Below are 21600 nucleotides of genomic sequence, written 5' to 3'. Positions count from 1 at the left end.
CAGCTCAGAGACCGCCCGCACAGCCACCTACGACGACTGGCTGCACCACTACAATCACCACCGAGCCCACAGCGGTATCGGCGGACTCACCCCGATCGAACGCCTACACGTTCACAACCTGCCCGGGCCTTACAGCTAGTCTCGACGCATGCCAGATTCCTCCGAGACCGGTGGCCTTCGGGCCCGCCGGCGGGATGCGACGCGCATGGAGATCCACGAGGCCGCGGTGGATCTGTTCGAGCGCAACGGATTCGACGAGACGACCGTCGACGAGATCGCCGCGGCGGCCGGGGTGTCCCCACGGACCTTCTTCCGCTACTTCCCGACCAAAGAAGAGTGCGTGCTGTTCGACCGCTTCGGTTTCGATCAGGCGCTCGACGACCATCTGGCGGACATCGACCCCGACACCCTGGCGCTCGCCGACATCGAGCGTGTCTACCGGGCGCTGCTGGACGGCTTCGGCGATCGCAGCGACGACGTGTCCGCCCACTTCATGCGCGTGCAGAAGCTCGTGCTCGCAACCCCCACGCTGAGTAGAGCCGCACTCGGACGCTATGCCGACAAGTCGCGCCGCCGTCCGGAGGCTCTCGGCGACCGGAGTTCGGCGCGCACCCGGGGCCAGATCCGGATGATCCTGGAGATCGCCAATCTCGAGGTCCAATGCGCGTTTGAGGAATGGGTCGAGATCAACGAGGGCGCAGGCGCAGCGGGGACGGCCCGCGCGCTGGTGGACGTCTATGACGACGTGTGCCGTCGGATGCGGGAGCTGTAGGCGGAAACGACTCCCGCACCTGGATCACAGGCGATCACCCTGGCCGGGACCGGATACCGATGCGCAGCGACGCTGCGTCGAGGACTACCCGACGCGCACGATCGCAGGCGGCGACCAGGACGGGTCCCGCGGCCCGTACAGCCGAAGCATCACCCGGAACTCGTCGGGCGGACACGGAAGCCAGTTCGCCCCGGACGACGGTCTCGCATGCTGGAGGAGGAGAGCGAGCGTCCCGTCGTCGTTCACCTCGAGACCGGGCGTCCGATCGGTGATCGCATGGCGTCCGATGACGTTCTCGCACAGCAACCCTCGCCGGTGATACATCGTGAGCGACCAGAAGTGGTCCGCAGGAGGGAGATCGTCCGACGCGAACGTGATCGAGTAGTTGTGCGCACCGGTCAGGGAACGCCCGAGGTGGTCCGTCTCGCATACCGGGTACACCGCCTCGGCGGCCGGGTTGATGTAGATCTGCGAGTACGCCACTGCCGCTCGGAGAAGGTGGTCGTCGCCGAAGTCGGTCCCTCCGTCGTTGATCGCCCAGCCGTTCACGGTGCGGCCGAGCACCGAAACGTGCTGCGCGATCCGGTCCAGTCCTGTGGCCAGGCCCTGCGCGACCATGTTGCTCCCACCGCCCGATTCGTCGTCGGCCAACCACTTACGCAGTCGGAGTCGTGCCTCGACGACCCAGGAAGGTATGTCCGCCGTCGACAGGCCGGCCATCGCAGTGTCGAGCGATTCGAGAAACCCTTCTGGAGTGCGGACTTCGTCGTCGCGACCCCGGTTGACGAGGGCAACGGTCCCCGGGGCGGACGGAGTCGCGGGCGACGGCGGCCCGGTCAGTTCGATCAGGTCCTGAATCCGTTGCGCCGCAAGCAGGTCCCCGGACATACCGGGGTCGACGAGGATGCGGATCGCCACCATGACATACCGCGACCGGCACTCCACACGGTCGTCGACCTCGGAACGTCCGGCCCCTCGGGTCAGTAGGAGTGGCGGCAACGTCGCTCCATGCGTCCGACACCCCACGACGGCGGCCGTCGACGAGTCCGCCTCCCCGATCTGCACGCTGTAGTAACGACTGCCGAAGTCCGGCATCCGCAGCTCGAAATCCCCGGAGTCGAGGTCGAGAAATGCCAGCGAATAGAGGGTGTCGACGTTGGGCGCCACGCCGGCCGTCAAGGTGTGGTCGGACAGGCGTCGTTGATGCCCGAGTTCGTTGAGCGGCGCTCCTGCCGAGGTCGGCGGGCGCGGGGTGCGCGGGTCGAGCGGACAGGTGAATCGGAGACGCAGTCGCTGCGCAAAGATCAAGGGGTAGCCCCAGATCTGTAGATCGCGTGCCGCGTCCATCACGGCAGCGGATTGGCTGGAGGTCATGAGTTGACTCCTGTCCGGGTTCTTGAAGTAAGTTCAATTCGGTCGAGTTGATGAACGACGAGGGTTTGACGAGGGAGCGACGTTGCCGCAGAACCGATCAGCACCCCGCCGACCTCGGTGGGTCTATGCCGCGGGCGGGGAACCAGATGCTCGATTCAGCCTGGCGAACGAGCGGACGTACCTGGCCTGGATTCGAACGTCACTGGCGCTCATGGCATCCGGCGTGGCGTTGCAGGCCTTCGACATCGGTGGCGGGTCCGTCGCGGGCATCGTGGCATCCTTGCTTCTCGTCGGCACATCCATCTGGTTGCCACTCCAGGCGTGGTGGAGCTGGGCACGCACCGAGCGTCAGCTGCGGCGCGACAACCCACTTCCGGCACCGCACGTGGCCGTGCCGCTCTCGGTACTCCTCGCCGTCACCGGTTGCCTCGTACTCTGGGCGGTTCTGGATTGACCGCGGCGGCCGTGCCCCCGAACCGAATCGCCGACGGTGGGCTGCAACTCGAACGCACGAGTCTGGCGTGGCAGCGCACAGCGTGTTCGATCGTCATCCTCGCCGCCGTCGGGATCCGTCTCGCCGCACATCTCGATTCCGTGTGGATCACGGTGGCCGCATCGGTTGTGGGCGTCGGCGCCGCGCTCGCCGTCCTCGTCGCCATTCGCCAGACCATGCCGGACCGGCGGGACCTCGCCCTCGACGACGATTCGGGGCTCGTGTACCTACAGGCCACCGCTGCGAACCGCGGCCTGCTCATGAGCGCCGCTGTGTCCGCGATGGGTGCCATCGCACTCCTCGGTGTGCTCACAGTGGCGTCAACCGGTCGATGACCGCACCCCGAGTGGAGGCCTCGCCGGCTCCGAGGCCTCCACTCCGTACTACCCGGTGAACATCTGCTGCCAAGCCTGCGAGCGCTGCTTGACGTAGTCCGGAGTCAACTGTCCGGGGTCAGGGGACCGGATGTCCTTCGCATCGGCGGTCGACCCGGGAATTCCCGGTAGCGCGGTGGCCACGCCGATCGCCTGCGCCGCTTGCCCTTCCGGACTGACCAGGAAGTCAGCGAGCAGCTGAGCCGCGTTCGGATGCGGCGCGACTGCCGTGATGTGCCCGAAGAACGGTGTGCCCCAAGACGGATCGGGCAGCGCCCAGTCGACCGGCGCACCGGTGGCCGCCTCCTGCACGAGCGGTTGGACCATCGGCGACACGACGACCTCGCCGGACGTCAGCGCCTGGGCGACACCGATCGCACTGGGGAAGATGCGCGGCTCGAGACCTGCCAGCTTCTCCTCGAAATCAGCGCCGAAGTGCTCACCATAGAAGTCATACAGGTCGACGAAGGAAGCGATCCCGTTCGGGTTCACGATCCCGATCCGGCCCCGGTACTCGGGTTTCAGTACATCCTGCGGCGTCGTCAGACCGGCGGGAACCGCGTTCGTGTTCCATCCCATGCCGAAGGTCGCGGCCACGGTGAGAAAGAAGTCACCGGCGCGGACACTCGTCTCACGCGCGTAGTCGGGATTGTCGAAGGCCGGCCCGCGCACCGCCTGGGAGAAGTCACCGGATTCGCCCGCGGAAGTGATCCACGAGGTGTCGGTCACCACGTGGACGTCGGCCGCTCCCCGACCGGTTCGGTTCTCGGTCTCGATCCGCGGATTCAGATCCGCGTCGGTGCCTCGGACGAACTCCATCGTGATGCCGGGATACTTCTTGTTCCAGGCCTTCTTGACGTTCTCGAGGATCACCGAGTTCTGACTCGAGTACAGCAGCACCGAGCCTTCCTGCTCCGCGGCAGCGACCACCTCGTCCCAGCTGCCCTCGACGGCAGACGTAGCGCCCGAACTGCCACCGCACGCGGCCGTCGTCATTGCGACGGCGGCGGCAACGGTGGCGCAAGCGACGTGTTTGACCAGCCTTCTGACCCGCACGTTCTCCTCCTTATGTTGAACTGACATCAGTTCACCAGCTAGACTGAGTGATGTCAATCACGCTGTGGCAAGAGTTGTGATCAGCCTGATTTTTAAGAGAATGGAGCCGAGATGCGCGTCGACGACGACCGGAGATACACCACCTACGATCCGGCGGCCGCAGATCAGCTGACCAGCTCGTCCGCGCCCGACATCCGTCCGATGTCGTCCTGGGCGCGACGCTCGCTGGCGCGTGCGGCCTCTCAACAGGCGGTCATCTATGGCCTGCCGTCGGTGTACCAATACGCCGCGATGTGCGCGCAATGCGCGCCGGACGGCGAAGGAGAACCGTGGCGTCTCGACGAACTGGACCACGCTCGTCGTCCCGCGGATGCCCGTTACCAGCCGTTTCGGGTTCCCAACGTCGACACCCTGTACTCCAACGGATGGCTGGACCTCACCGCCGGGCCCGTCCTCATCGATCTTCCCGACTTCGGGGATCGCTACTACACACTGAACTTCCTGGACGCCTACAGCAACGCCAGCAACGTGAGCGCGCGAACACATCCGGTGCAACCCCGCCGACTCATGGTGGTCACCTCTGCGTGGACCGGAGACGTCCCACCGGGTACCACCCTGCTACGCGTGGCCACACCGGTGATGTGGCTGCTCTTGCGGATTCAGTACTTCGACGTCGACGACGACCTACGCGCGGTCCACCGGCTTCAGGATGGCGTGCACCTCAGATCACCCGCCGCCGGCTCACGGTCCTGGCCGGTTGTCGACCAGGGTGCTGTCGAGACCTCGCCGGGAGAGTTCCTGACCGCTCTGGACGCGTCGTTGCGGATCAATGGTGTGCCGCACGCCGATGCCGCCCACGTCGACCAGTTCCGCATTCTCGGCGTGGGTGACTCGCCGACCGACGGCCGGCCGGAGCCCGATCCGGATGTCGCGCAGGGAATCCAGGACGGTTTCGATGAGGCGATGCGGTTGCTGCGCGAGTCCAGACCGCTGTTGGGACGCAGGGTCGCCAGCGGATGGACCAGGGTGCTCGACAAGGGCGCCCACGGCACCAACTTCGTCGCCCGGGCCGTGATGAATCTGGTCGGCCTCGGCGCGAACGTCGTCGAGGAGAACTGCTCGTACAACACCTACGTCGACTCCGACGGGGACACCCTCGATGGGGCTGCGGCCGCCTATCGGATCTGTCTGCCGACACCACCACCCGCGCATGCCTTCTGGAGCGTCACCCTCTACGACGCCGACACCGGCCTGCTACACGACGCGCCCGACGCACGTCACAGCATCGGCACCGCGGTCAACCGCGATCACGACCAGGACACGTTCCCCGACATCGTCATCTCCACCGCTCCGCTGGCGACCCCCGATGAGGAATGGTTACCGTGCCCGGCGAGACCCTTCTTCCTCGTGCTGAGGATCTACCAGCCCGCGCTCTCGGCACTTCGGGAGGAATGGACCCCACCACCGGTCGAGCGGATCGATGTGCACGGTGCGGCGAAACCGGTATCCGCATGACCGAGTTGGTCTGTCAGTCCAGCCAATCCAGCACGGACGCCGCGGTCCAGCTCTGCTGCATGCTGCCGAGCGGCTCACCGGTGAACGGTTCGTAGTACTCGGCGAACGTGCCGTCGGTCGCTTGCCGGAGCCCCTCCTCACGCAGGCGTGCCGACCGTTCGGTCCAACCGCGGCGGGCGAATGCCCAACTGAAGAGCCAGGTCATCACCGGCCAGACCGGGCCACGCCAGTACTCGCGGGGACGGAAGTCCGCCGAGATCGGCGACGTCGACGGCGGGACCGCGTAGCGCAGGTCCGGGTGACCGCAGTACCGCGGGCCGTCGAAGAGTCGGATCAGGGCGCGTTCGCGGTCCCGGGAGAGGCCACCGCACAGCAGCGGCGCGAACACCGCGATCGTATCGGTGTTGATCCACGAGTTGGCGCGCAGGTCGAAATCCCGTGCGGCCCCGTTGCGGTCGTTGGCGGCGGAGACGACCCCGGCCCGGAAACGGTCGGCCCACGCGCGGAGGTCGCGCACATCCGACCGCGGTTTGGAGTAGTCCTCCCCGATGGTGGCCAGCACGTCGCAGGCGACGGCGAAGATGGCGCTGACGAAGACGTCCTCGACCGCGAAGTCCATCACCTTGGGAAGCAGCTCGTCGTCGTATCCGGCGCGCTTCATCTGTTCGACGAGCCAGATGTACCGGTCGTATTCGAGGTCGGTGGGGCGCATCGACGAATCGTCGACGTGGTCGAGGTCGGCCCGTCGATACGGCGGAAGGTCGGGGCCGGGAACGACATTGGCGTACGCCGAATCCCAACGGGGCGAATTGTCCATCCCCGACTCCCACCCGTGGAAGATCGTGATCCGACCGCGCCCGTTGGGATCCCGAGCGTGCGCCAGCCAGCGATGCCAGCGGACGAGCGAGCTCCAGCGCCGGTCGATGAACTCGTTGGCCACGGCGCGGGTGGTGCGTCCATGGCGTCGGGAGTGATCGAGGATCCGCTGCACCGCGATCGCGTGTACCGGCGGCTGGGTGATGCCGGAGGTGTCGGGGAAATCGGGCGCGCACTCGGCCAGTCGGGCGCACTCCCATCGGGCCGGCCCGGGGAAGTATCCGTCGCGGCCGTTGGCGAACACGATGTGCGGGATCATGCCGTTGCGCCACTGCGCCGACAGCAGGGTGTCCATCTCGATGACGGCTCGTTCCACCGACAACGGCGCCAGACCGACCGTGACGAATGCCGCGTCCCAGCTCCACATGTGCGGATACAACTTGGGCGCAGCGCTTGTCATCGTGCCCAGGTCATTGCCTCGGAGCAGGTACGCGGCACGTGCCGAGAGCTGCGTTGGGGTGAATCCGTACCTGGCCACGTCGACGATTGTGCCCCGCGACGTCGGCCTGTGCTCATCGAGCCCGACGCGGCTCCCGGTCGCCGATTCCCAGTAGGGTCGAGGCGTGCCCACCGCGTTGATCACCGGGGCGAGCCGTGGCCTCGGAGCCGAGATCGCCCGCCAGCTCGCGCCCACCCACGACCTCCTCCTGGGCGGACGACCCTCTCCCGAACTCGACCGACTGGCCACCGAACTCGACGGGGCGAGCACCTTCGCCGTCGACCTCACCGACTACGACGAGGTCGAGGCCGCCGTGGAGGCGATCAACGAACTCGACGTACTCGTCCACAACGCCGGAGTGGCCAGCAGCCTCGAGCCGGTCGCGGAGACCCCCGTCGAGGAATGGCAGCACGTCCTCGAGGTGAACCTCGTTGCGGTCGCCGAACTGACGCGGCTGCTCCTGCCCGCGTTGCGAGCGGCCGGCGGCCACGTCGTGTTCATCAACTCGGGCGCGGGACGCCGGGTGAACCCCGGCTGGACCCCCTACGCCGCGAGCAAGTTCGGGGTGCGTGCGCTGGCCGACGGATTGCGGGCCGAGGAACCGACTCTTCGCGTGACGTCTGTCTTCCCCGGGCGCATCGACACCGACATGCAGCGTGACATCGTCGCCATCGAAGGGGACGACTACGACGGGTCGCGGTTCCTGCGTCCCGCGACCGTCGCCCGCGCCGTCGTGCAGGCCGTCTCCACCCCGGCCGACGCCCACCCGGAAGAGATCATCCTGAGGCCGACCGGGCGGGGGTGACCCTCAGAGCTGCTTGAGGTCCGACTGCTGCCAGACCGCGCGCATCGTCGACACCTTGCCCTCGGCGTCGAAGACCATGATGTCGACGGGGGTGATCTCGAAGGCGAGTCCGGCGGTCTTGGTGACCAGGGTGAACTCGAAGACGGCGGTGTCGCCGGCGATCTTCTTCCACTTGAGCGTCGCGGTGCGCTCGTCCATCCCGGTGATCACCGAGTAGAACTCGACAAGCTGCTCCCGGGTGTCGCGGATGTCCGCGCCGATGGGGTCCTCGACGGTCGCGTCGGCCGCGTACAGGTCGGCGATCTGTTCGGCGGTACCCGAGTTGAGCAGCTCGATGTAGGCATCGACGGCAGCGTCGATCTTCTCGGCGAGCCCGGCTTGTTCCACGGTCATGAATCCTCCAGAAAAGTAGAACGTGTTCTAGTTCGGCACGGTAGCACGGCGTCCGTCAACCGGTGGATGATTCCGGTGCGCCGTCGCAGTTGTTTGATACGTTCGCCGCACAGTTCTCCAGCGCGGAAAGGCCGGTGCACTTCTCGATGACCGAGCCGCCGCGCGTCCCGCACCCGCCGTCCGGCGAACCCCCATGGCAGCCACCCGATGTCTCCGACGAGTGGAGCCCGGTCCCATCTGCCGAGGCGTCGGACCGTCCGCGGGCCCGTCCGCCGGCACCGCCGCAGCAGCCGTCGACCGAGCCCGGACCGCAGCCCGCGTGGGGGTCAGCCCAGAGGGGTTCCACACAGTTGGGTTCCACACATTGGGGTTACGGAGGTTTCACACCGACCGCCCCGTGGGCGGGATGGGGGCCGCCGCCGGTGTCGGCCGGCGTCCTGCTGCAGCGGATCTTCTCGACGGCAGTCGCGGCACCTCGTGTGTACCTCGGCCTCGTCGGCCTGACCTGGATCGTCGCGGCCGCCCCTCTCGCGCTCGCCACGTTCTGGCTGGTGAACGCCGAGGCCACCTTCGACGATCCGAGCGAATGGGCCTCGACCGTCGCACCGACCGCCGCGTTCGTCGGTGTCATCTTCGCCCAGTGGGTCGTGGTGGCGGGCATGGTCAGCGGCGTTGCCGCCCACTCGGTCACCCGACGTCGCGGCGGGTCGCGTCCGACCCTGGCCGACACGCTGCGCCATGCACGGGGGTCGCTGCCCCGGCTGCTGGCGTGGACCGCGCTCCTGGGGCTCGCCATCGCGGCGGCCTTCGCACCTGGCCTCGCGCTGTTCGGCCTGGGCGTGGGCTCCGGCGGGTTCGTCCTGCTCGCCGGGAGCCTCCTCCTCACCGTCGTCGCGCTCATCCCGGTGTCGTGGCTGCTGGTTCGTACGGCCTTCACCGCACCGGCGATCGTGATCGACGGGCTCGCCGTCAGAGACGCGATCGCCCGATCGGGTTCGCTGACGGCGGACCGGTTCTGGCGGACCTTCGGCATCCTGGCGGTCATGCTCGTGCTGGCGTGGGTCGCGATGACGACGATGATGTACCCGTTCGATCTGCTGGGATCGATCGCCGACACGTGGTTCGGCACCTCGGACTCCGGCATCGCGGCGACCGTTCTCTCGGTGATCGGCACCGTGGTCGCATCGATGGTCGTGCAACCGGCGCTGACGGTCGTGCCGGCAGTCCTCTACGACGATGCCGCGTCGGTACCGACAGCGTTTCCCCCGGGACGGGTCGACCGGTGATCGAAATCCTCGCGGCGCCGTTGGATCCCGACAACGAGCAAGCACGCCGGTGGGCCGAGCAGGAACTCTCCGAGTCCGACTACCAACCGCCCGAGCCGTCCTGGCTCGACCGCTTCGGTGAACGTCTCTGGGAGTGGATCGCCGACAACGTCTTCGGCTGGTTCGGCGGCTCCGACACCCTTCGCGCGATCGTCATCGTGCTCGCGATCGCACTCGTGCTCGGTCTCGTCGTCGCGGTCGTCCGTCACCTCCGCCGCAACCCGCGGCTCCCCCGGACCACCGGCTCGGCGTCCTCCGAGACGGTCCTGATCGGGCCCGCCCGGTCGGCGGCCGACTTCAGGTCCGACGCCGAGTCCGCCTTCGCCGCAGGCCGGTACGACGCGTGTGTCATCGCCGCCGTACGTGCCGTCGCGCGCCGCGGCATCGAGCGCGAGTTGCTGGCCGACGAGCCCTCACTCACCGCTCACGAGGTGGCTGTCGACCTCGGTCCTCGATTCCCCGCACAGGACGACCGGTTACGAAGGGCGACAGACCTGTTCGACGCCATCGCCTACGGCGACCGGCATGCATCCGCCGAATCGGCCCGCGAGGTACTGGAACTCGAGCAGGCAGTCTCGTCCACCCGGCCGGTCGAGGCCGACGCCTCACGTCCGCACCGCCTGGCGGTGCCCCGTTGACCGGCACCGTGCAGGCGACGCCGGCACCCGTGCCGGTCATGTCGTCACCGCTACGACCGGCCCCGGTCAAGAACCGGACCCCGCCGTGGGTCTGGGTGGTCATCGTCCTGGTGATCCTCGTCGTGGTCGCCGGTGTCGGTCTACTCGGGATCACCGCGCTCACCGGTGTCGGGGGTACCCCCGGGCCCGGGGTCAACAACGACCCCGACAACGCCCGTCCCACCGGGTCACGCGCGCTCGCGCAGATCCTCGACGACCGCGGGGCCGACCTCCGGCAGATGCGCGGACTCGACGAGTTCACCGACGCTCCTCGTCCCGGCCGGGGAACAACGGTCGTGGTGAGCTCGACGTCGTCGCTGAATCCCGGTACCACTCAGCAGTTCCGCGAGCGCGTGCGAGACGCCGACCGCGTGATCCTGATCGCGCCGGACAACACTCCCCTGACCGCGCTGGATCTGCCCGTCACCTCCGGTTACGGTGCCGGCCCGGCCGCGGTCGCCGCCGGGTGCCGCACATCCGACATCGACGAGACCGACATCGTCGACTTCACCCCCTTCGGTTACTCACCGACGTCGACGTCGGCCACCGCCTGCTTCACCTCCGGTGGGGCGTCGAATCTCGTGATCGTGCCGCGGACGGCGGGGCGCCCCGAATTCATCGTCCTCAGCGGCGAGATGCTCACCAACGAGCGACTCGCACAACAGGACAACGCGGGCGTTGCGATCCGGGTCTTCGCGAGCTCCGACGAGATTCTCTGGTATGTACCGTTTTTCACCGACCAGGTGGCATCCGACGACGACGAGTCCGACATCCCGGCCGCGGTCGGACCGCTGATCGTGCTGGGCGTGTTCGCCGTTCTGGCCCTGATGCTCTGGCGTGGTCGGCGTTTCGGGTCGCTGGTCGCCGAGCCGCTCCCCGCGGTCGTCAGGGCTGTCGAGACCACCCGTGCGCGGGGCCGGATGTATCACCGCGCCGGTGCCGACGCGCGGGCCGCGGGGGCGCTGCGCATCCACACCCTCGGTTCGTTGGCGTCGTATCTCGGTCTGCCGTTCGACGCGGCGAAGGCCACCGACGCACTCTCACGACCCGACTGGGAGACCGTCATCGCGCCGACCGAGACCGCGGATCCGTCGGTGTCGGCGATCGTCATCGCCGTGGCCGGGGCGACACACCGCGACCTCGCCGAGGTCCGTGCGCTGCTCGCCGGTCCGCTCCCCACCACCGACGCCCAGCTCGTCCACTTCACCGCCGAACTGACCGTCCTCGAGAAGGAAGTCCGACACACACCATGACCGTCGACCCATCCCGCAACCCCGGCCCCGGTCCGTACGCCCCGGCCGGACCCCCATCGTCGGACCCCTTTGCGAAAGCGTCCGCCGGGCCGCCGCCGGAGAACGCGCACCACCGGCCGGGCGGACCGCCGAACCGCGCCCGCGACGCGCTCGGCGCAGTGCGCGGCGAGGTCGCGAAAGCCGTTGTCGGGCAGGACCCGGCAGTGGCAGGCATCTTGATTGCGCTGCTGTGCCGCGGGCACATCCTCCTCGAGGGTGTGCCCGGCGTCGCCAAGACCCTGCTCGTCCGGTCGGTGGCCGCCGCGCTCGACGTCGAGACCAAACGTGTGCAGTTCACGCCGGACCTGATGCCCGGTGATGTCACCGGATCGCTCGTATTCGATTCCGCCAGCTCGGAGTTCACGTTCCGCGAGGGGCCCGTGTTCACCAATCTCCTGCTCGCCGACGAGATCAACCGCACCCCGCCGAAGACGCAGGCATCCCTGCTGGAGGCGATGGAGGAACGGCAGGTGACCGTCGACGGCGACCCACGCCCGCTACCGAGTCCGTTTCTCGTCGCGGCGACACAGAACCCGGTGGAGTACGAGGGCACCTACCCGCTGCCCGAAGCCCAGCTCGACCGATTTCTGCTGAAGGTCACGCTTCCACTGCCCCCGCGCGACGACGAGATCACCGTGCTCACTCGACACGCATCCGGGTTCGATCCGCGGAACCTGGCCGCCGCGGGACTCCGACCGGTCGCCTCGGCCGCCGACGTGGAGGCCGGCGCCGAACAGGTCCGCCGGGTGACGGTCGCTCCGCAGGTCACTGCCTACATCGTCGACATCGCCCGGGCCACCCGGTTCTCCCCGTCGCTGGCACTCGGCGTCAGCCCGCGAGGCGCCACCGCCCTGCTGGGCACGAGCCGCGCATGGGCGTGGCTGAACGGTCGCGACTTCGTGACCCCCGACGACGTGCAGGCGCTCGCCCAATCGACGCTGGCGCACCGGTTGTCGTTGCGCCCGGAAGCCGAACTCGAAGGCGTGTCGGTGGGTTCGGTGCTCGACGCGGCGATCAACTCGGTGCCCGTACCCCGCTGATGTTCCTCACGGGCCGCTTTCTGATCCTGGTGCTGCTCGGCGCGGTGCCCATCCTGATCTGGCCGAATTACGCGGTCCCCGTGCTGTGGGCGCTGTTCTGCATCCTGCTCGTCTGCCTCGACATCGCGTTGGCGGGATCCACGAAGTCGATCACCATGTCGAGGTCGGCGCCCGGTCCTCTCCGACTCGGGCAGAGCACGACGTGTTCGATCGCGGTCACCAACCACGGCTCGAACACGTTCCGTGGCGTCCTGCGCGACAGCTGGCAGCCCTCGGCCGGCGCGTCGGGAAACACGCACCGCGTGACCGTTCCACGATCGGAGACCCGCTCGGTGACAACGACTCTGGCCCCCACCCGGCGCGGTGATCGGCTGGCGGTCCGGGTTGCCGTTCGTCGCGTCGGTCCGCTCGGCCTCGGCGGACGGCAGCGGTCCGTGCCCCTGCCCGGTCGCGTCCGCGCACTCCCGCCGTTCGACTCCCGGCGGTTGCTGCCGTCGCGGCTGGCACATCTCCGTCAGCTCGACGGCAGGTCAGCGGTGCGGGTGCGCGGTCAGGGCACCGAATTCGATTCCCTGCGCGACTATGTCGAGGGTGACGACGTCCGCAGCATCGACTGGCGCGCGACCGCCCGGCGTCGATCGACGGTGGTCCGCACGTGGCAACCGGAGAAGGACCGGCACATCGTCATCGTGCTGGACACCTCCCGGACGTCGGCCGGGCGCGTGGGCGACACCCCTCGACTCGACGCCGCGATGGACGCCGCATTGCTCCTCGCCGCGCTCGCGTCGCACGCCGGTGACCGAGTCGACCTCATCGCCGGTGACCGCCGGGTCCATCGACGGGTGGTCGGCGTCGGCCGCACCATGTTGCTCAACAGTCTCGTCACCGCGATGGCGGATCTCGAACCTGCTCTGTTGGAGGCCGATTGGCCGCTGCTCGGAGCCGAGGTCGCCAAGATCGGGCGGCAGCGCGCACTACTTGTCCTGCTGACGCCGCTCGAACCCGCAGCCGTCGAGGAGTCGCTACTGCCCCCGCTGGCGGTACTGGCGCAGCGGTACAAGGTCGTCATCGGCTCCGTCGCCGACCCCGCGCTGGACGCCATGCTGATCGAGCGTGCCGACACCACGCAGATCTACGACGCCGCGGCCGCAGCCCGCACGCTCACCCTGCGGGACCGCACCGCCACCGCGGTGAGCCGGCTCGGCGTCGACGTGGTGGACGCGGCGCCCGACAAGCTCCCGGTGAAGCTCGCCGACCACTATCTGCTGCTCAAGTCGCGCGGGTTGCTCTGAGCCACCCCGGGATGGACCCAGCAGCGAGCGCAGCCCCCAGGCCGAGCAAGCGACGGAGAAGCGCGTCGAGGTCGAGGCGCCGAGTCGAAACCACCTCGCAACCAAACCACCCTTCTCTCAACCACTCCCGGCATCGACCGCGTTTGTCGGTGGGGTGGTTTACCTTGGTGGGCAGAGGGCCGGGATGGGGACCGGTCCGCGAGAGTCCGGGGTCATCGTGCGGGTGTGGACCGATCTACCGAGCGAGTTCCTCGCCGGGATCGAGCCTGCCTACGTCGACGAAGACGACATGGTCACCCTCACGAACGGGCTGTCCGCCACCCACCGGGGCCAGTCCTATCTCGCCTGGAGTCGCTACCAGACGGTCGCGGTCATGTACGACCGGCTCGTCGCCGCCCGCGAGCACACCGATGCGTTCGTGATGGACGGCTACGCCGACTGCGCCGCCCGCATCGCCCGCCAGTCCACCATCTCGCGGCGCCGCGCCGAGATACTGATCGACGAAGCCCTCGCCCTGCGAGATCGGCTCCCCGAGGTCGCGACCACCCTGCGCGACGGGATCCTCAGCGAGGACCAGATCCGCCTGATCATCTCGCGGACCGACCTCATACCCGGCGACAGTTCCATCACCCCGACCATCGACGCCCAGATCGCGAAGACCATCCGAAGCCGACGAGGCGCGTGGGATCGTGCACGGCTGCGGGACATGGTCGACCGACTCGTCTTCCGCCACGACCCCGACCTCGTCCGGGAACGACGCCGCGATGCTCTCGAGTCCCGCGGGGTGTGGACCGACAACTTCCACGACGGCGTCGGCGAGATCACCGCCGTCATGTCCGCCGAGAACATCCGCATCTCCGCCAAAGCGGTACGGATACTGGCCGATTCGGTGTGCGAGCACGACGGCCGCCTCCTGGGTGTCCGAACCTCCGACGCCATGTTCGCCCTCCTCACCCGAACAGCCTTCGAGTGCCAGTGCGACCGCGACGAATGCACCGCCACCATCCCCGACCCCGACGCTCTCGTCGCCGCTCTGCGCACCGAGGTCGTCATCCATGTCGTCACCGACGCCGCCACCCTCGCCGGCGCCACCGGACCCGGATTCCTCGACGGATACGGCGTCATCTCCGACGAGCATGTCCGCGACCTCGCCGCGCGTGCAGACGCCACCCTCACACCCGTCACACCATCCCGGACGCGGCCGATACCCGCAGCGGCCGAATCGGTTTCCGAACCCAGCACCAACGACCCCGACCACACCGGCGCACCGCGCACCGCGCACCGCGACGCACCGGCCGCGTCGTCAGATCCCGAAGTCGCGGTGATCTACCCGGGTTCACAACCGGCCGACCCCTACCGGCCCACGACGGCGTGTGCCGACTTCGTCCGCGTCCGCGACGGTTACTGCACCGAACCCGGTTGTGAACGTTCGGCTTTCGACTGCGACCTCGACCACGTCACCGAATACGACCACACCCATCCCGCGTATGGCGGTCCGACCTCGAGTGACAACCTCAACGCGAAATGCCGCCCGAGCCATCTCCTCGAAACTCACGGCGACTGGGTCGACGAGCAGTACCGCGACGCCGACGGACGCCTGCACACCGCATACACCACACCTGAAGGCGTCACGATCGACGGCGACGCCGAAACCCTCGAAGACCTGTTCGGTGAACCTGCGCCGCATCCGGTTCGAACAGGCCGCACAGGCACCGCCCTCACCCCACACGATCGTGCCCGAGGACAACCCGCGGCGCACCACCACCCGACTGGAGGCGAAACTGGCCCGTCGGCGGGCCGAACGTGCCCGGAACAAGAAGCAGCGCGAAGCCGAAGAAGCGGCCGAACGTCAAGACTTCCTCGACAACCCGCCGCCGTTCTGACATCGCGCTTCCGCGCCGCTATCAGTCGAGGATCGCGGTGGCCTCGACTTCGACGAGCACGTCTGGTTCGAAGAGGTAGTCGACGCCGATCAACGAAGCGGGCGGCATCGGAGACGGCAACCCGACGTCCGTCGCGACGCGCTCGACACCGGCCATGAAGTCGGCGATCTTCTCGGGAGCCCAGTCGGTCACGTAGAACGTCAGCCGGAGAACATCGTCGAAAGACGCTCCCGCCCCGGCCAGTCCGGTCGCGGTGTTCCGCAACGCCTGCGCGACCTGGCCCGCCAGGTCACCCGGTGCCACGGGCGTTCCGTCGGCCGTGCGGGCGATCTGGCCACTGACGTGCACGTGACGCGTCCCCGTGCCCACGGCCACGTGGTGGTAAGGCGTCGGTTGTGTCATGCCCTTCGGGGTCGAGTATGCAACTGCCATCGTGTTCTCCTTCGAGTGAATCCGATCAGGTATATCGTTGATACCTGGTTGTCGAAAGACACTTCAAGGAGACGTGGTTTCATGACCGATACCGGTGGGCAGGCCGCCGACCTCGCGATCAGCGCGCCGCATCGAGAGCTGCTGGATCAGGTGCTCGACAAATGGTCGTTGGCGGTGTTGAACGAACTCTGTGAACAACCGAGCCGCTTCAACGGTTTACGGCGCGCAATACCGACGGTCACACAGAAATCGCTGACCGCGACCCTGCGGAAGCTCGAGCGGAACGGCATCGTCGAACGGGTACTGCTGAGCTCGCGTCCGGTCGCGGTCGAGTACCGAATCACCCCGCTGGGCAAGACACTGCGTCCGCCGATCGATGCGGTCGTCGGGTGGGCGACGGCACACATGCCCGACATCGAACGTGCCCGCGCGGCCTTCGATTCCGCCGAAGACGACCGGACCTAGACCGCCACCGCAGGGATGTCCGCTGCGTAGCGGATGACCGAATCAACCCGGCCGAAACGGCGTTCGATGATCACGATCGCCTCGGCGAGCTGGTTCGGGTCGTCGACGTCGGCGACGAGGGCCGCGGTGTGACCGTTGTTGCCGAGCATGAACGGAAGGACCGCGGAGTACTGACTGCTGACGACGGCCAACGGGATGTCGCGACGGAACAGGTCGTAGGCGTGGTCGATCGCAGCGGGGTTCTCGAGGACGACCAGTGGGACTGAGGTGACGTGCTTGTTCTTTCTCATGATCCGAGAGTGAACCCGCAGGTTATGAGGCGGTTGACGGATCACTGTGAGTTCGCTGGCAGCTGCGTCCCGGCGCCGCCCCGGCCGACGAGGTCACCTGCCGAGTTGCTCGTCCAGAATGCTGGGGATGACCCCGCCGCGTCGGAGCAGGCGGCGGTCCAGGTCGGTCTCCGCGGCGACCTGCGCGTCGAAGCGGACGGCGGTCCCGTCCACCCGCCGAACCTCGACCGGCACCGTCCCGCGGTCGACGGCATCGGCGGTGCCGACGATGTGCAACCGGTCTCCCGGCCGCAGGTCCTGCAGGCCGCCGTCGACGTCAGCGGGGATGAGCAACGGCAGGACGCCGACGCCGATCAGATTGGACCGGTGGATGCGTTCGAAACTGCGCGCGAGCACGGCCCGCACTCCGAGGAGACGCACGAGCTTCGCCGCCCAGTCGCGCGAGCTGCCCATGCCGTACCGTTCCCCGGCCACGATCACCACCGCGTCGCCGTCCTGCGCGTACCGGTCGGCGGCCTGCGGGAGGGTCATGACCTCGCCGGTGGGTGCGTGCACGGTGTGCGCGGGACCCGCATCCGGGGCGAGCGCGTTGCGGACATTCTTGTTCTGAAAACCACCCCGCAACATGGCTTCCCAGTTGCCGCGTCGGGACGCGTAGACGTTGAGATCGCCCGGGGCCGCACCCCGCTCCACGAGATATCGCCCGGTCGGACTCTCGACGTGGATCGCCCCCGCCGGCGAGATGTGGTCGGTGGTGATGTCGTCGCCGAGGACGAGCAGCGGGTGGGCGTCGTAGTCGCCCAGCATGCTGCGCGCGAAACCGTCATCGGCGAACGGGGGACGCCGCAACGCCGTCGACGACGGGTCCCAGGGAAAGAGCGGCTCATCCGGTACATCGAGTGCGTCCCACGCGGGATTGCGCGACGCCGAGACGAAGTCGCCGACGACATCGCGCGGCCGCCGCGACGAATCCGTGAGGGAGTCGATCTCTTGAGGACTGGGCCACAGATCGGCGAGCATCACGGCCCGTCCGTCGGCGTCGACCCCGATCGGTTCGGCGGTGGGGTCGATGGCCGCATCACCGGCGAGCGCGAAGACGATCACCATCGGCGGTGACATCAGCAGCCCCAGTTCGAGGTCCGGGTGGACGCGGCCGGGGAAGTTGCGGTTGCCGCTGAGTGCGGCAACCGGTTTGCGTGTTCCGTCAGCGGCCACCCCGGCGATCTCACGAGGTAGTCCACCCGAATTGCCGATACATGTCGCACAACCGAATCCGACGATGTCGAATCCGACGGCGGACAGGTCGTCGACGAGCCCGGCTCGCTCGAGCACGCCGGCAGCGGAGGGCGAACCCGGCGCGAGGGAGGTCTTCACATACGGCGGCACCCGCATCCCTCGCTCCCGTGCACGGCGGGCGACCAGGCCCGCGGCGATGAGGAAGCGCGAGTCGGAGGTGTTGGTACAGCTCGTGATCGACGCGATGGCGATGGGGAAGGCGGGCATGTCGATGTCGTCGTCGCATACAGAAGGCGCCTCGGCGCGGAAGGTCGCCGGCAGATCGGTGAGCGGTACGAGATCCTGCGGACGGCGCGGGCCGGCCACCGAGGGGACCACGGCGCTCAGGTCGATGTCGATCGTGCGAGTGAAACGCGGCACGGCGTCGGGGTCGAACCAGAGTCCGAGACGTCGTGTGACCGACTCGACGAGGTCGCAGTGCTCTACCGAACGCCCGGTGTCGGCCAGATAGTCGAGGGTCCGTGCGTCGACGGGGAAGAACCCGGTGGTGGCACCGTATTCCGGTGCCATGTTGGCGATCACCGCCCGCTCGCCCACCGTCAGCGCCGATACGCCCGGCCCGAAGAACTCGACGAATTCACCCGTGACCCCGATGTCGCGCAGACGGTGGGTGACCACCAGCGCGAGATCCGTGGCGAGCACGCCCGCGGACAACGCACCGGTGAGGCGCACACCGACCACCTCGGGGACCCGCAGGGTGGTCGGCATGCCGAACATGACCGTCTCGGCTTCCAATCCGCCTATGCCCCAGCCCAGTACACCCAGACCGTTGATCATGGGGGTATGACTGTCGGTGCCGAGCATCATGTCGGGGACCGCGTGATCGACGCCATCGACCGCCTCCACTGTCACCACGGCGGCGAGCTGTTCGAGATTGATCGTGTGCATGATCCCGGTGCCCGGCGGGTTGATGTGCACGGTGTCCATGGTCTTCGACGCCCAGGACAGAAAGCGATACCGTTCCGCGTTGCGGCGCATGTCGTGGGCCAAGTTGACGACGGCGGCATCGCGGCGCCCGAACGACTCGACCGCAAGCGAATGATCCACCGAGACCTCCACCGGCAGGCGCGGGCTCAACGCCGTCGGATCCCCACCGCGGGCGGCGACCGCGTCCCGCATCGCGGCGATGTCGACGAGGGCGGGCGTGCTGGTGGTGTCGTGCATCAGCAACCGACCCGGTGCGTACGGAATCTCGGCGTCGCTGCTGCCGGTCTCGAGCCACCGCGCCATGTCACGCAGGGCTCGGTCGCGCGTGTCGGGGTCGGCTCGGCGGGTCACGTTCTCGGCGAGCAGGCGGATCACCGTGGGCCACTGCCGGTACACATCGACGTCGACTCGCTGCTCGACGTCGACCACCGGCAGCTCGGACCCGCACTGTTCTGATCTGCTCATTCGCTCATCATAGGTTATAACCTATAACTTGCACCACCGGTGCTAGTATCTCCGCGTCCGGGAGCGCCGGACCCCGACGCCCACGACCACCACCCGGAGGCCCGCCATGACGACACCCGGCGGGATGTTCACCAAAAACGACTACGCATACGCCGAGCTCCAGCGACGCATTCTCACCGGCGTCCTCCCGGCCGGCGCGGTGATCCCCCAGGCAAAACTCGCGGCCGAGATCGGCGTCAGCACCACGCCCCTCCGTGAGGCGATCCGTCGCCTGTCCGCCGAGGGCATGGTCGAACTCGAGGCCCACCGGGATGCTCGGGTGACCCCCGTGTCGGCCGACGAGGCACGTCACCTCTACCAGGTGCGCGAGAATCTCGATCCACTCGCGGCGGCGCTCGCCGCGCAGACGCGGACTGCGTCCGACATCGCGGCCATCAGCGCGGCCTTCGATCGCCTGTCGCCCATCGCCAGCGCATCCGATCTCGATGCCCTTGTCCGACACCGGGAATTCCACCGCACGGTGTACCGCGCATCGGGCAATCCCGTCCTGATCGACATCCTCGAACGACTCTGGGACAAAGCAGACCGCTACCGGGTCATCGGCCTCTCCCACCGCGGCGACTCCCCCGAAGACCGGTCGCGGGTCACCGCCGAGCACCGGGCGATCATGGAGGCCGTCGCCGACGGCGACGCCGACCGAGCGAACGCGGTCATGCGCGAGCACATCGGCAACAGCCTGGGGCGTCGCGCGATCGATGCGCTCGCCGAGGATTCCGCAACCGCCTGACAGCCCACCTCTGCACTTTGTGCGATGTGGCACGCGTCACGGTCATAGGTTATAATCTATAACCAGCACACACGGTTAAGCGCGCGAAAAGCGCAAAACGATACTTATGCGCCTAAGCGTGACCGTGATGCCGGTTACACCAACACTCCTGATGTGACCACCGACGTGGTTGCCTCACATCCGACCCAGAATCGAGAAGGCGATGTTGGCACTACTCGGCCTCGGCGACCGACCCCGAATGGAAACGAGCAACGCATGACCTCACCACCTCCCGGTGCCGACGAACCGGCCGAGACACCGCCGGCACCGTCCACTCCGAGGCGTCTGCCCACCCTCGTCAAGGCGCTCGGTGCCCTGGTCGCCGTCGCGATCGTCGCCGTCGGGGTCATCGACGCGGCCGGGAGTGAGGGTGGGGCCGACGCACGTTCTCAGCTGACCCTGATCGCTCCCGCCGCCGCCGGCGGAGGGTGGGACGGCGCGGCGCGCGAGATGCAGCAGGCGATGCGAGCCCAGAACATCGTCAACAACTCGCAGGTCGTCAACATCCCCGGCGCCGGCGGCACCATCGGGCTCAGTCAGTTCGCCGGAATGACCGGGGACGCCACCACGATCATGGTCATGGGCATCACGATGCTGGGCGCGATCAACATCAACGGGTCCGATGTGGATCTCGGCGACGTCACCCCGATCGCTCGCCTCGCCGATGACTACGACGTGGTCGTCGTACCTGCGGATTCGCCGATCACCAGCGTCGACGAGCTGATGGCCGCGTGGAAGAAGGACCCGAAGGGTTTCACGTTCGGCGGCGGATCGCTGGGCAGCGTCGATCAGATGATCATCAGCCAGATGGCCCGCGAGAACGGCATGGACCCCGCTGCGGTCAATTACATCGCCTATTCCGGGGGCGGCGAGCTGGCGACGTCGCTCATGTCCGGGACGATCAAGGCCTCGGTCAGCGGTTACGAGGACTTCGTCGACCAGATCACCGCCGGAAACCTCCGCGCGCTGGCGATCTCGGCTCCCGCCCCGGTCCCGGCCATCGACCTGCCGACCCTGTCCGAACTGGGCTACGACGTCGCCCTCACCAACTGGCGGGGAGTGGTTGCGCCGCCGGGCATCACCGATGACCAGCGCACCGAACTCGAGGCGATCGTCACCGAGGTCGTCGAGTCACCCGAGTGGCGAGATGCGTTGCAGCGCAACAACTGGTCCGACACGTTCACCCCGGGGAACGGATTCACCGAGGTCATCGACCAGCAGTCGGAGTTCGTCCGCGGCATCTGGGCCGATCTCGGGTACTGACCGATGACCCCGGACCTCCACCGCACAACC

At 67.9% G+C, this 21600-nt stretch carries 21 protein-coding genes and 1 pseudogene; 15 read left to right on the top strand and 7 right to left on the bottom strand.

Annotated elements, in window-relative coordinates; genetic code table 11:
• The coding region (locus tag MHN80_RS21855; protein ID WP_239403655.1) for an integrase core domain-containing protein at positions 1-139 on the top strand (139 nt) is incomplete at its 5' end.
• 9 nt (positions 140-148) lie between these two features.
• Positions 149-772, top strand: a complete 624-nt coding sequence (locus tag MHN80_RS21850) for a TetR family transcriptional regulator (RefSeq protein ID WP_275448019.1) — start codon at positions 149-151, stop codon at positions 770-772.
• Positions 773-856: 84 nt separating this feature from the next.
• Here MHN80_RS21850 and MHN80_RS21845 read toward each other — a convergent pair whose 3' ends face one another.
• Positions 857-2146, bottom strand: coding sequence for a DUF1214 domain-containing protein (locus tag MHN80_RS21845; protein WP_239403647.1), 1290 nt, complete (start codon positions 2144-2146; stop codon positions 857-859).
• 82 nt (positions 2147-2228) lie between these two features.
• Between MHN80_RS21845 and MHN80_RS21840 the strand changes: the two genes are divergently transcribed.
• Both MHN80_RS21840 and MHN80_RS21835 read left to right on the top strand, forming a co-directional pair.
• On the top strand, positions 2229-2600 hold the full coding sequence (locus tag MHN80_RS21840; protein ID WP_275448018.1) for a YidH family protein: 372 nt from the start codon (positions 2229-2231) through the stop codon (positions 2598-2600).
• An 11-nt stretch (positions 2601-2611) separates the two neighbouring features.
• Complete coding sequence (locus MHN80_RS21835; protein ID WP_239403645.1) at positions 2612-2974, top strand: DUF202 domain-containing protein; 363 nt, start codon at positions 2612-2614, stop codon at positions 2972-2974.
• Between the two features lie 48 nt (positions 2975-3022).
• Here the strand turns inward: MHN80_RS21835 and MHN80_RS21830 are convergent, their stop codons facing one another.
• The gene (locus tag MHN80_RS21830; RefSeq protein WP_374206404.1) at positions 3023-4096 is read right to left on the bottom strand and encodes an ABC transporter substrate-binding protein; all 1074 of its coding nucleotides are present in this window, start codon (positions 4094-4096) and stop codon (positions 3023-3025) included.
• 84 nt (positions 4097-4180) lie between these two features.
• On the opposite strand from MHN80_RS21830, the gene MHN80_RS21825 reads away from it, so the two are divergent.
• Positions 4181-5584 carry a DUF1254 domain-containing protein gene (locus MHN80_RS21825; RefSeq protein ID WP_239403644.1) on the top strand — a complete coding sequence of 468 codons (1404 nt, stop codon included), beginning with the start codon at positions 4181-4183 and terminating at the stop codon, positions 5582-5584.
• Positions 5585-5597: 13 nt separating this feature from the next.
• On the opposite strand, the gene MHN80_RS21820 is transcribed toward MHN80_RS21825, so the two are convergent.
• Entirely contained in the window at positions 5598-6938 is a 1341-nt protein-coding gene (locus MHN80_RS21820) for an amylo-alpha-1,6-glucosidase (protein WP_239403643.1), read from the bottom strand.
• Positions 6939-7023: 85 nt separating this feature from the next.
• Here MHN80_RS21820 and MHN80_RS21815 point away from each other — a divergent pair, with 85 nt between their 5' ends.
• Positions 7024-7704: an SDR family oxidoreductase gene (locus tag MHN80_RS21815; protein ID WP_064572123.1), complete on the top strand. Its 681-nt coding sequence runs from the start codon at positions 7024-7026 to the stop codon at positions 7702-7704.
• Positions 7705-7707: 3 nt separating this feature from the next.
• On the opposite strand, the gene MHN80_RS21810 is transcribed toward MHN80_RS21815, so the two are convergent.
• On the bottom strand, positions 7708-8097 hold the full coding sequence (locus tag MHN80_RS21810) for a nuclear transport factor 2 family protein (RefSeq protein WP_064572124.1): 390 nt from the start codon (positions 8095-8097) through the stop codon (positions 7708-7710).
• Between the two features lie 350 nt (positions 8098-8447).
• Here MHN80_RS21810 and MHN80_RS21805 point away from each other — a divergent pair, with 350 nt between their 5' ends.
• From MHN80_RS21805 to MHN80_RS21780, 6 genes and pseudogenes are all read left to right on the top strand, one after another.
• A complete protein-coding gene (locus tag MHN80_RS21805) occupies positions 8448-9383 on the top strand; it encodes a glycerophosphoryl diester phosphodiesterase membrane domain-containing protein (RefSeq protein WP_239403642.1) in 936 nt (311 codons plus the stop codon).
• Positions 9380-10060, top strand: a complete 681-nt coding sequence (locus MHN80_RS21800) for a DUF4129 domain-containing protein (RefSeq protein WP_239403641.1) — start codon at positions 9380-9382, stop codon at positions 10058-10060. The genes MHN80_RS21805 and MHN80_RS21800 overlap by 4 nt, the downstream gene beginning before the upstream one ends.
• Positions 10057-11352, top strand: a complete 1296-nt coding sequence (locus MHN80_RS21795; protein ID WP_374206403.1) for a DUF4350 domain-containing protein — start codon at positions 10057-10059, stop codon at positions 11350-11352. The genes MHN80_RS21800 and MHN80_RS21795 overlap by 4 nt, the downstream gene beginning before the upstream one ends.
• Positions 11349-12431, top strand: a complete 1083-nt coding sequence (locus tag MHN80_RS21790; RefSeq protein WP_004021042.1) for a MoxR family ATPase — start codon at positions 11349-11351, stop codon at positions 12429-12431. The genes MHN80_RS21795 and MHN80_RS21790 overlap by 4 nt, the downstream gene beginning before the upstream one ends.
• The gene (locus MHN80_RS21785; protein WP_239403640.1) at positions 12431-13723 is read left to right on the top strand and encodes a DUF58 domain-containing protein; all 1293 of its coding nucleotides are present in this window, start codon (positions 12431-12433) and stop codon (positions 13721-13723) included. The genes MHN80_RS21790 and MHN80_RS21785 overlap by 1 nt, the downstream gene beginning before the upstream one ends.
• 184 nt (positions 13724-13907) lie before the next feature.
• Positions 13908-15606 (top strand): annotated as a pseudogene (locus tag MHN80_RS21780) (DUF222 domain-containing protein).
• Positions 15607-15627: 21 nt separating this feature from the next.
• Here MHN80_RS21780 and MHN80_RS21775 read toward each other — a convergent pair.
• Complete coding sequence (locus MHN80_RS21775; RefSeq protein ID WP_239403639.1) at positions 15628-16038, bottom strand: RidA family protein; 411 nt, start codon at positions 16036-16038, stop codon at positions 15628-15630.
• Positions 16039-16119: 81 nt separating this feature from the next.
• On the opposite strand from MHN80_RS21775, the gene MHN80_RS21770 reads away from it, so the two are divergent.
• Positions 16120-16503, top strand: a complete 384-nt coding sequence (locus tag MHN80_RS21770; RefSeq protein ID WP_239403638.1) for a helix-turn-helix domain-containing protein — start codon at positions 16120-16122, stop codon at positions 16501-16503.
• On the opposite strand, the gene MHN80_RS21765 is transcribed toward MHN80_RS21770, so the two are convergent.
• Together MHN80_RS21765 and acnA are read right to left on the bottom strand one after the other, a co-directional pair.
• Positions 16500-16793, bottom strand: a complete 294-nt coding sequence (locus MHN80_RS21765; RefSeq protein WP_004021037.1) for a hypothetical protein — start codon at positions 16791-16793, stop codon at positions 16500-16502. The two genes, MHN80_RS21770 and MHN80_RS21765, sit on opposite strands and share 4 nt — an antisense overlap.
• A gap of 93 nt (positions 16794-16886) precedes the next feature.
• Positions 16887-19481 (bottom strand): aconitate hydratase AcnA, encoded by a 2595-nt coding sequence (gene acnA / locus MHN80_RS21760; protein WP_239403637.1) that lies wholly within the window; start codon positions 19479-19481, stop codon positions 16887-16889.
• Between the two features lie 106 nt (positions 19482-19587).
• Here acnA and MHN80_RS21755 point away from each other — a divergent pair, with 106 nt between their 5' ends.
• Positions 19588-20268: a GntR family transcriptional regulator gene (locus tag MHN80_RS21755; protein WP_004021035.1), complete on the top strand. Its 681-nt coding sequence runs from the start codon at positions 19588-19590 to the stop codon at positions 20266-20268.
• 255 nt (positions 20269-20523) lie between these two features.
• Positions 20524-21570 carry a tripartite tricarboxylate transporter substrate binding protein gene (locus MHN80_RS21750; protein ID WP_239403636.1) on the top strand — a complete coding sequence of 349 codons (1047 nt, stop codon included), beginning with the start codon at positions 20524-20526 and terminating at the stop codon, positions 21568-21570.
• Positions 21571-21600 lie beyond the last annotated feature (30 nt).

It is taken from the genome of Gordonia sp. McavH-238-E, assembly GCF_022348225.1.
Lineage (GTDB): Bacteria > Actinomycetota > Actinomycetes > Mycobacteriales > Mycobacteriaceae > Gordonia > Gordonia terrae.
The sequence above is the reverse complement of the archived record's forward strand: the minus strand, read 5'-3'. Positions and strand labels throughout refer to the sequence as shown.

What these genes read in the sequence shown, in the direction of transcription:
- MHN80_RS21790 (WP_004021042.1), top strand. Translation starts at nt 11,349, where the DNA reads ATGACCGTCGACCCATCCCGCAACCCCGGCCCCGGTCCGTACGCCCCG.
- MHN80_RS21830 (WP_374206404.1), bottom strand. Translation starts at nt 4,096, where the DNA reads ATGTCAGTTCAACATAAGGAGGAGAACGTGCGGGTCAGAAGGCTGGTC.
- acnA (WP_239403637.1), bottom strand. Translation starts at nt 19,481, where the DNA reads ATGAGCAGATCAGAACAGTGCGGGTCCGAGCTGCCGGTGGTCGACGTC.
- MHN80_RS21770 (WP_239403638.1), top strand. Translation starts at nt 16,120, where the DNA reads ATGACCGATACCGGTGGGCAGGCCGCCGACCTCGCGATCAGCGCGCCG.
- MHN80_RS21755 (WP_004021035.1), top strand. Translation starts at nt 19,588, where the DNA reads ATGACGACACCCGGCGGGATGTTCACCAAAAACGACTACGCATACGCC.
- MHN80_RS21750 (WP_239403636.1), top strand. Translation starts at nt 20,524, where the DNA reads ATGACCTCACCACCTCCCGGTGCCGACGAACCGGCCGAGACACCGCCG.
- MHN80_RS21810 (WP_064572124.1), bottom strand. Translation starts at nt 8,097, where the DNA reads ATGACCGTGGAACAAGCCGGGCTCGCCGAGAAGATCGACGCTGCCGTC.
- MHN80_RS21850 (WP_275448019.1), top strand. Translation starts at nt 149, where the DNA reads ATGCCAGATTCCTCCGAGACCGGTGGCCTTCGGGCCCGCCGGCGGGAT.
- MHN80_RS21825 (WP_239403644.1), top strand. Translation starts at nt 4,181, where the DNA reads ATGCGCGTCGACGACGACCGGAGATACACCACCTACGATCCGGCGGCC.
- MHN80_RS21785 (WP_239403640.1), top strand. Translation starts at nt 12,431, where the DNA reads ATGTTCCTCACGGGCCGCTTTCTGATCCTGGTGCTGCTCGGCGCGGTG.
- MHN80_RS21765 (WP_004021037.1), bottom strand. Translation starts at nt 16,793, where the DNA reads ATGAGAAAGAACAAGCACGTCACCTCAGTCCCACTGGTCGTCCTCGAG.
- MHN80_RS21775 (WP_239403639.1), bottom strand. Translation starts at nt 16,038, where the DNA reads ATGGCAGTTGCATACTCGACCCCGAAGGGCATGACACAACCGACGCCT.
- MHN80_RS21845 (WP_239403647.1), bottom strand. Translation starts at nt 2,146, where the DNA reads ATGACCTCCAGCCAATCCGCTGCCGTGATGGACGCGGCACGCGATCTA.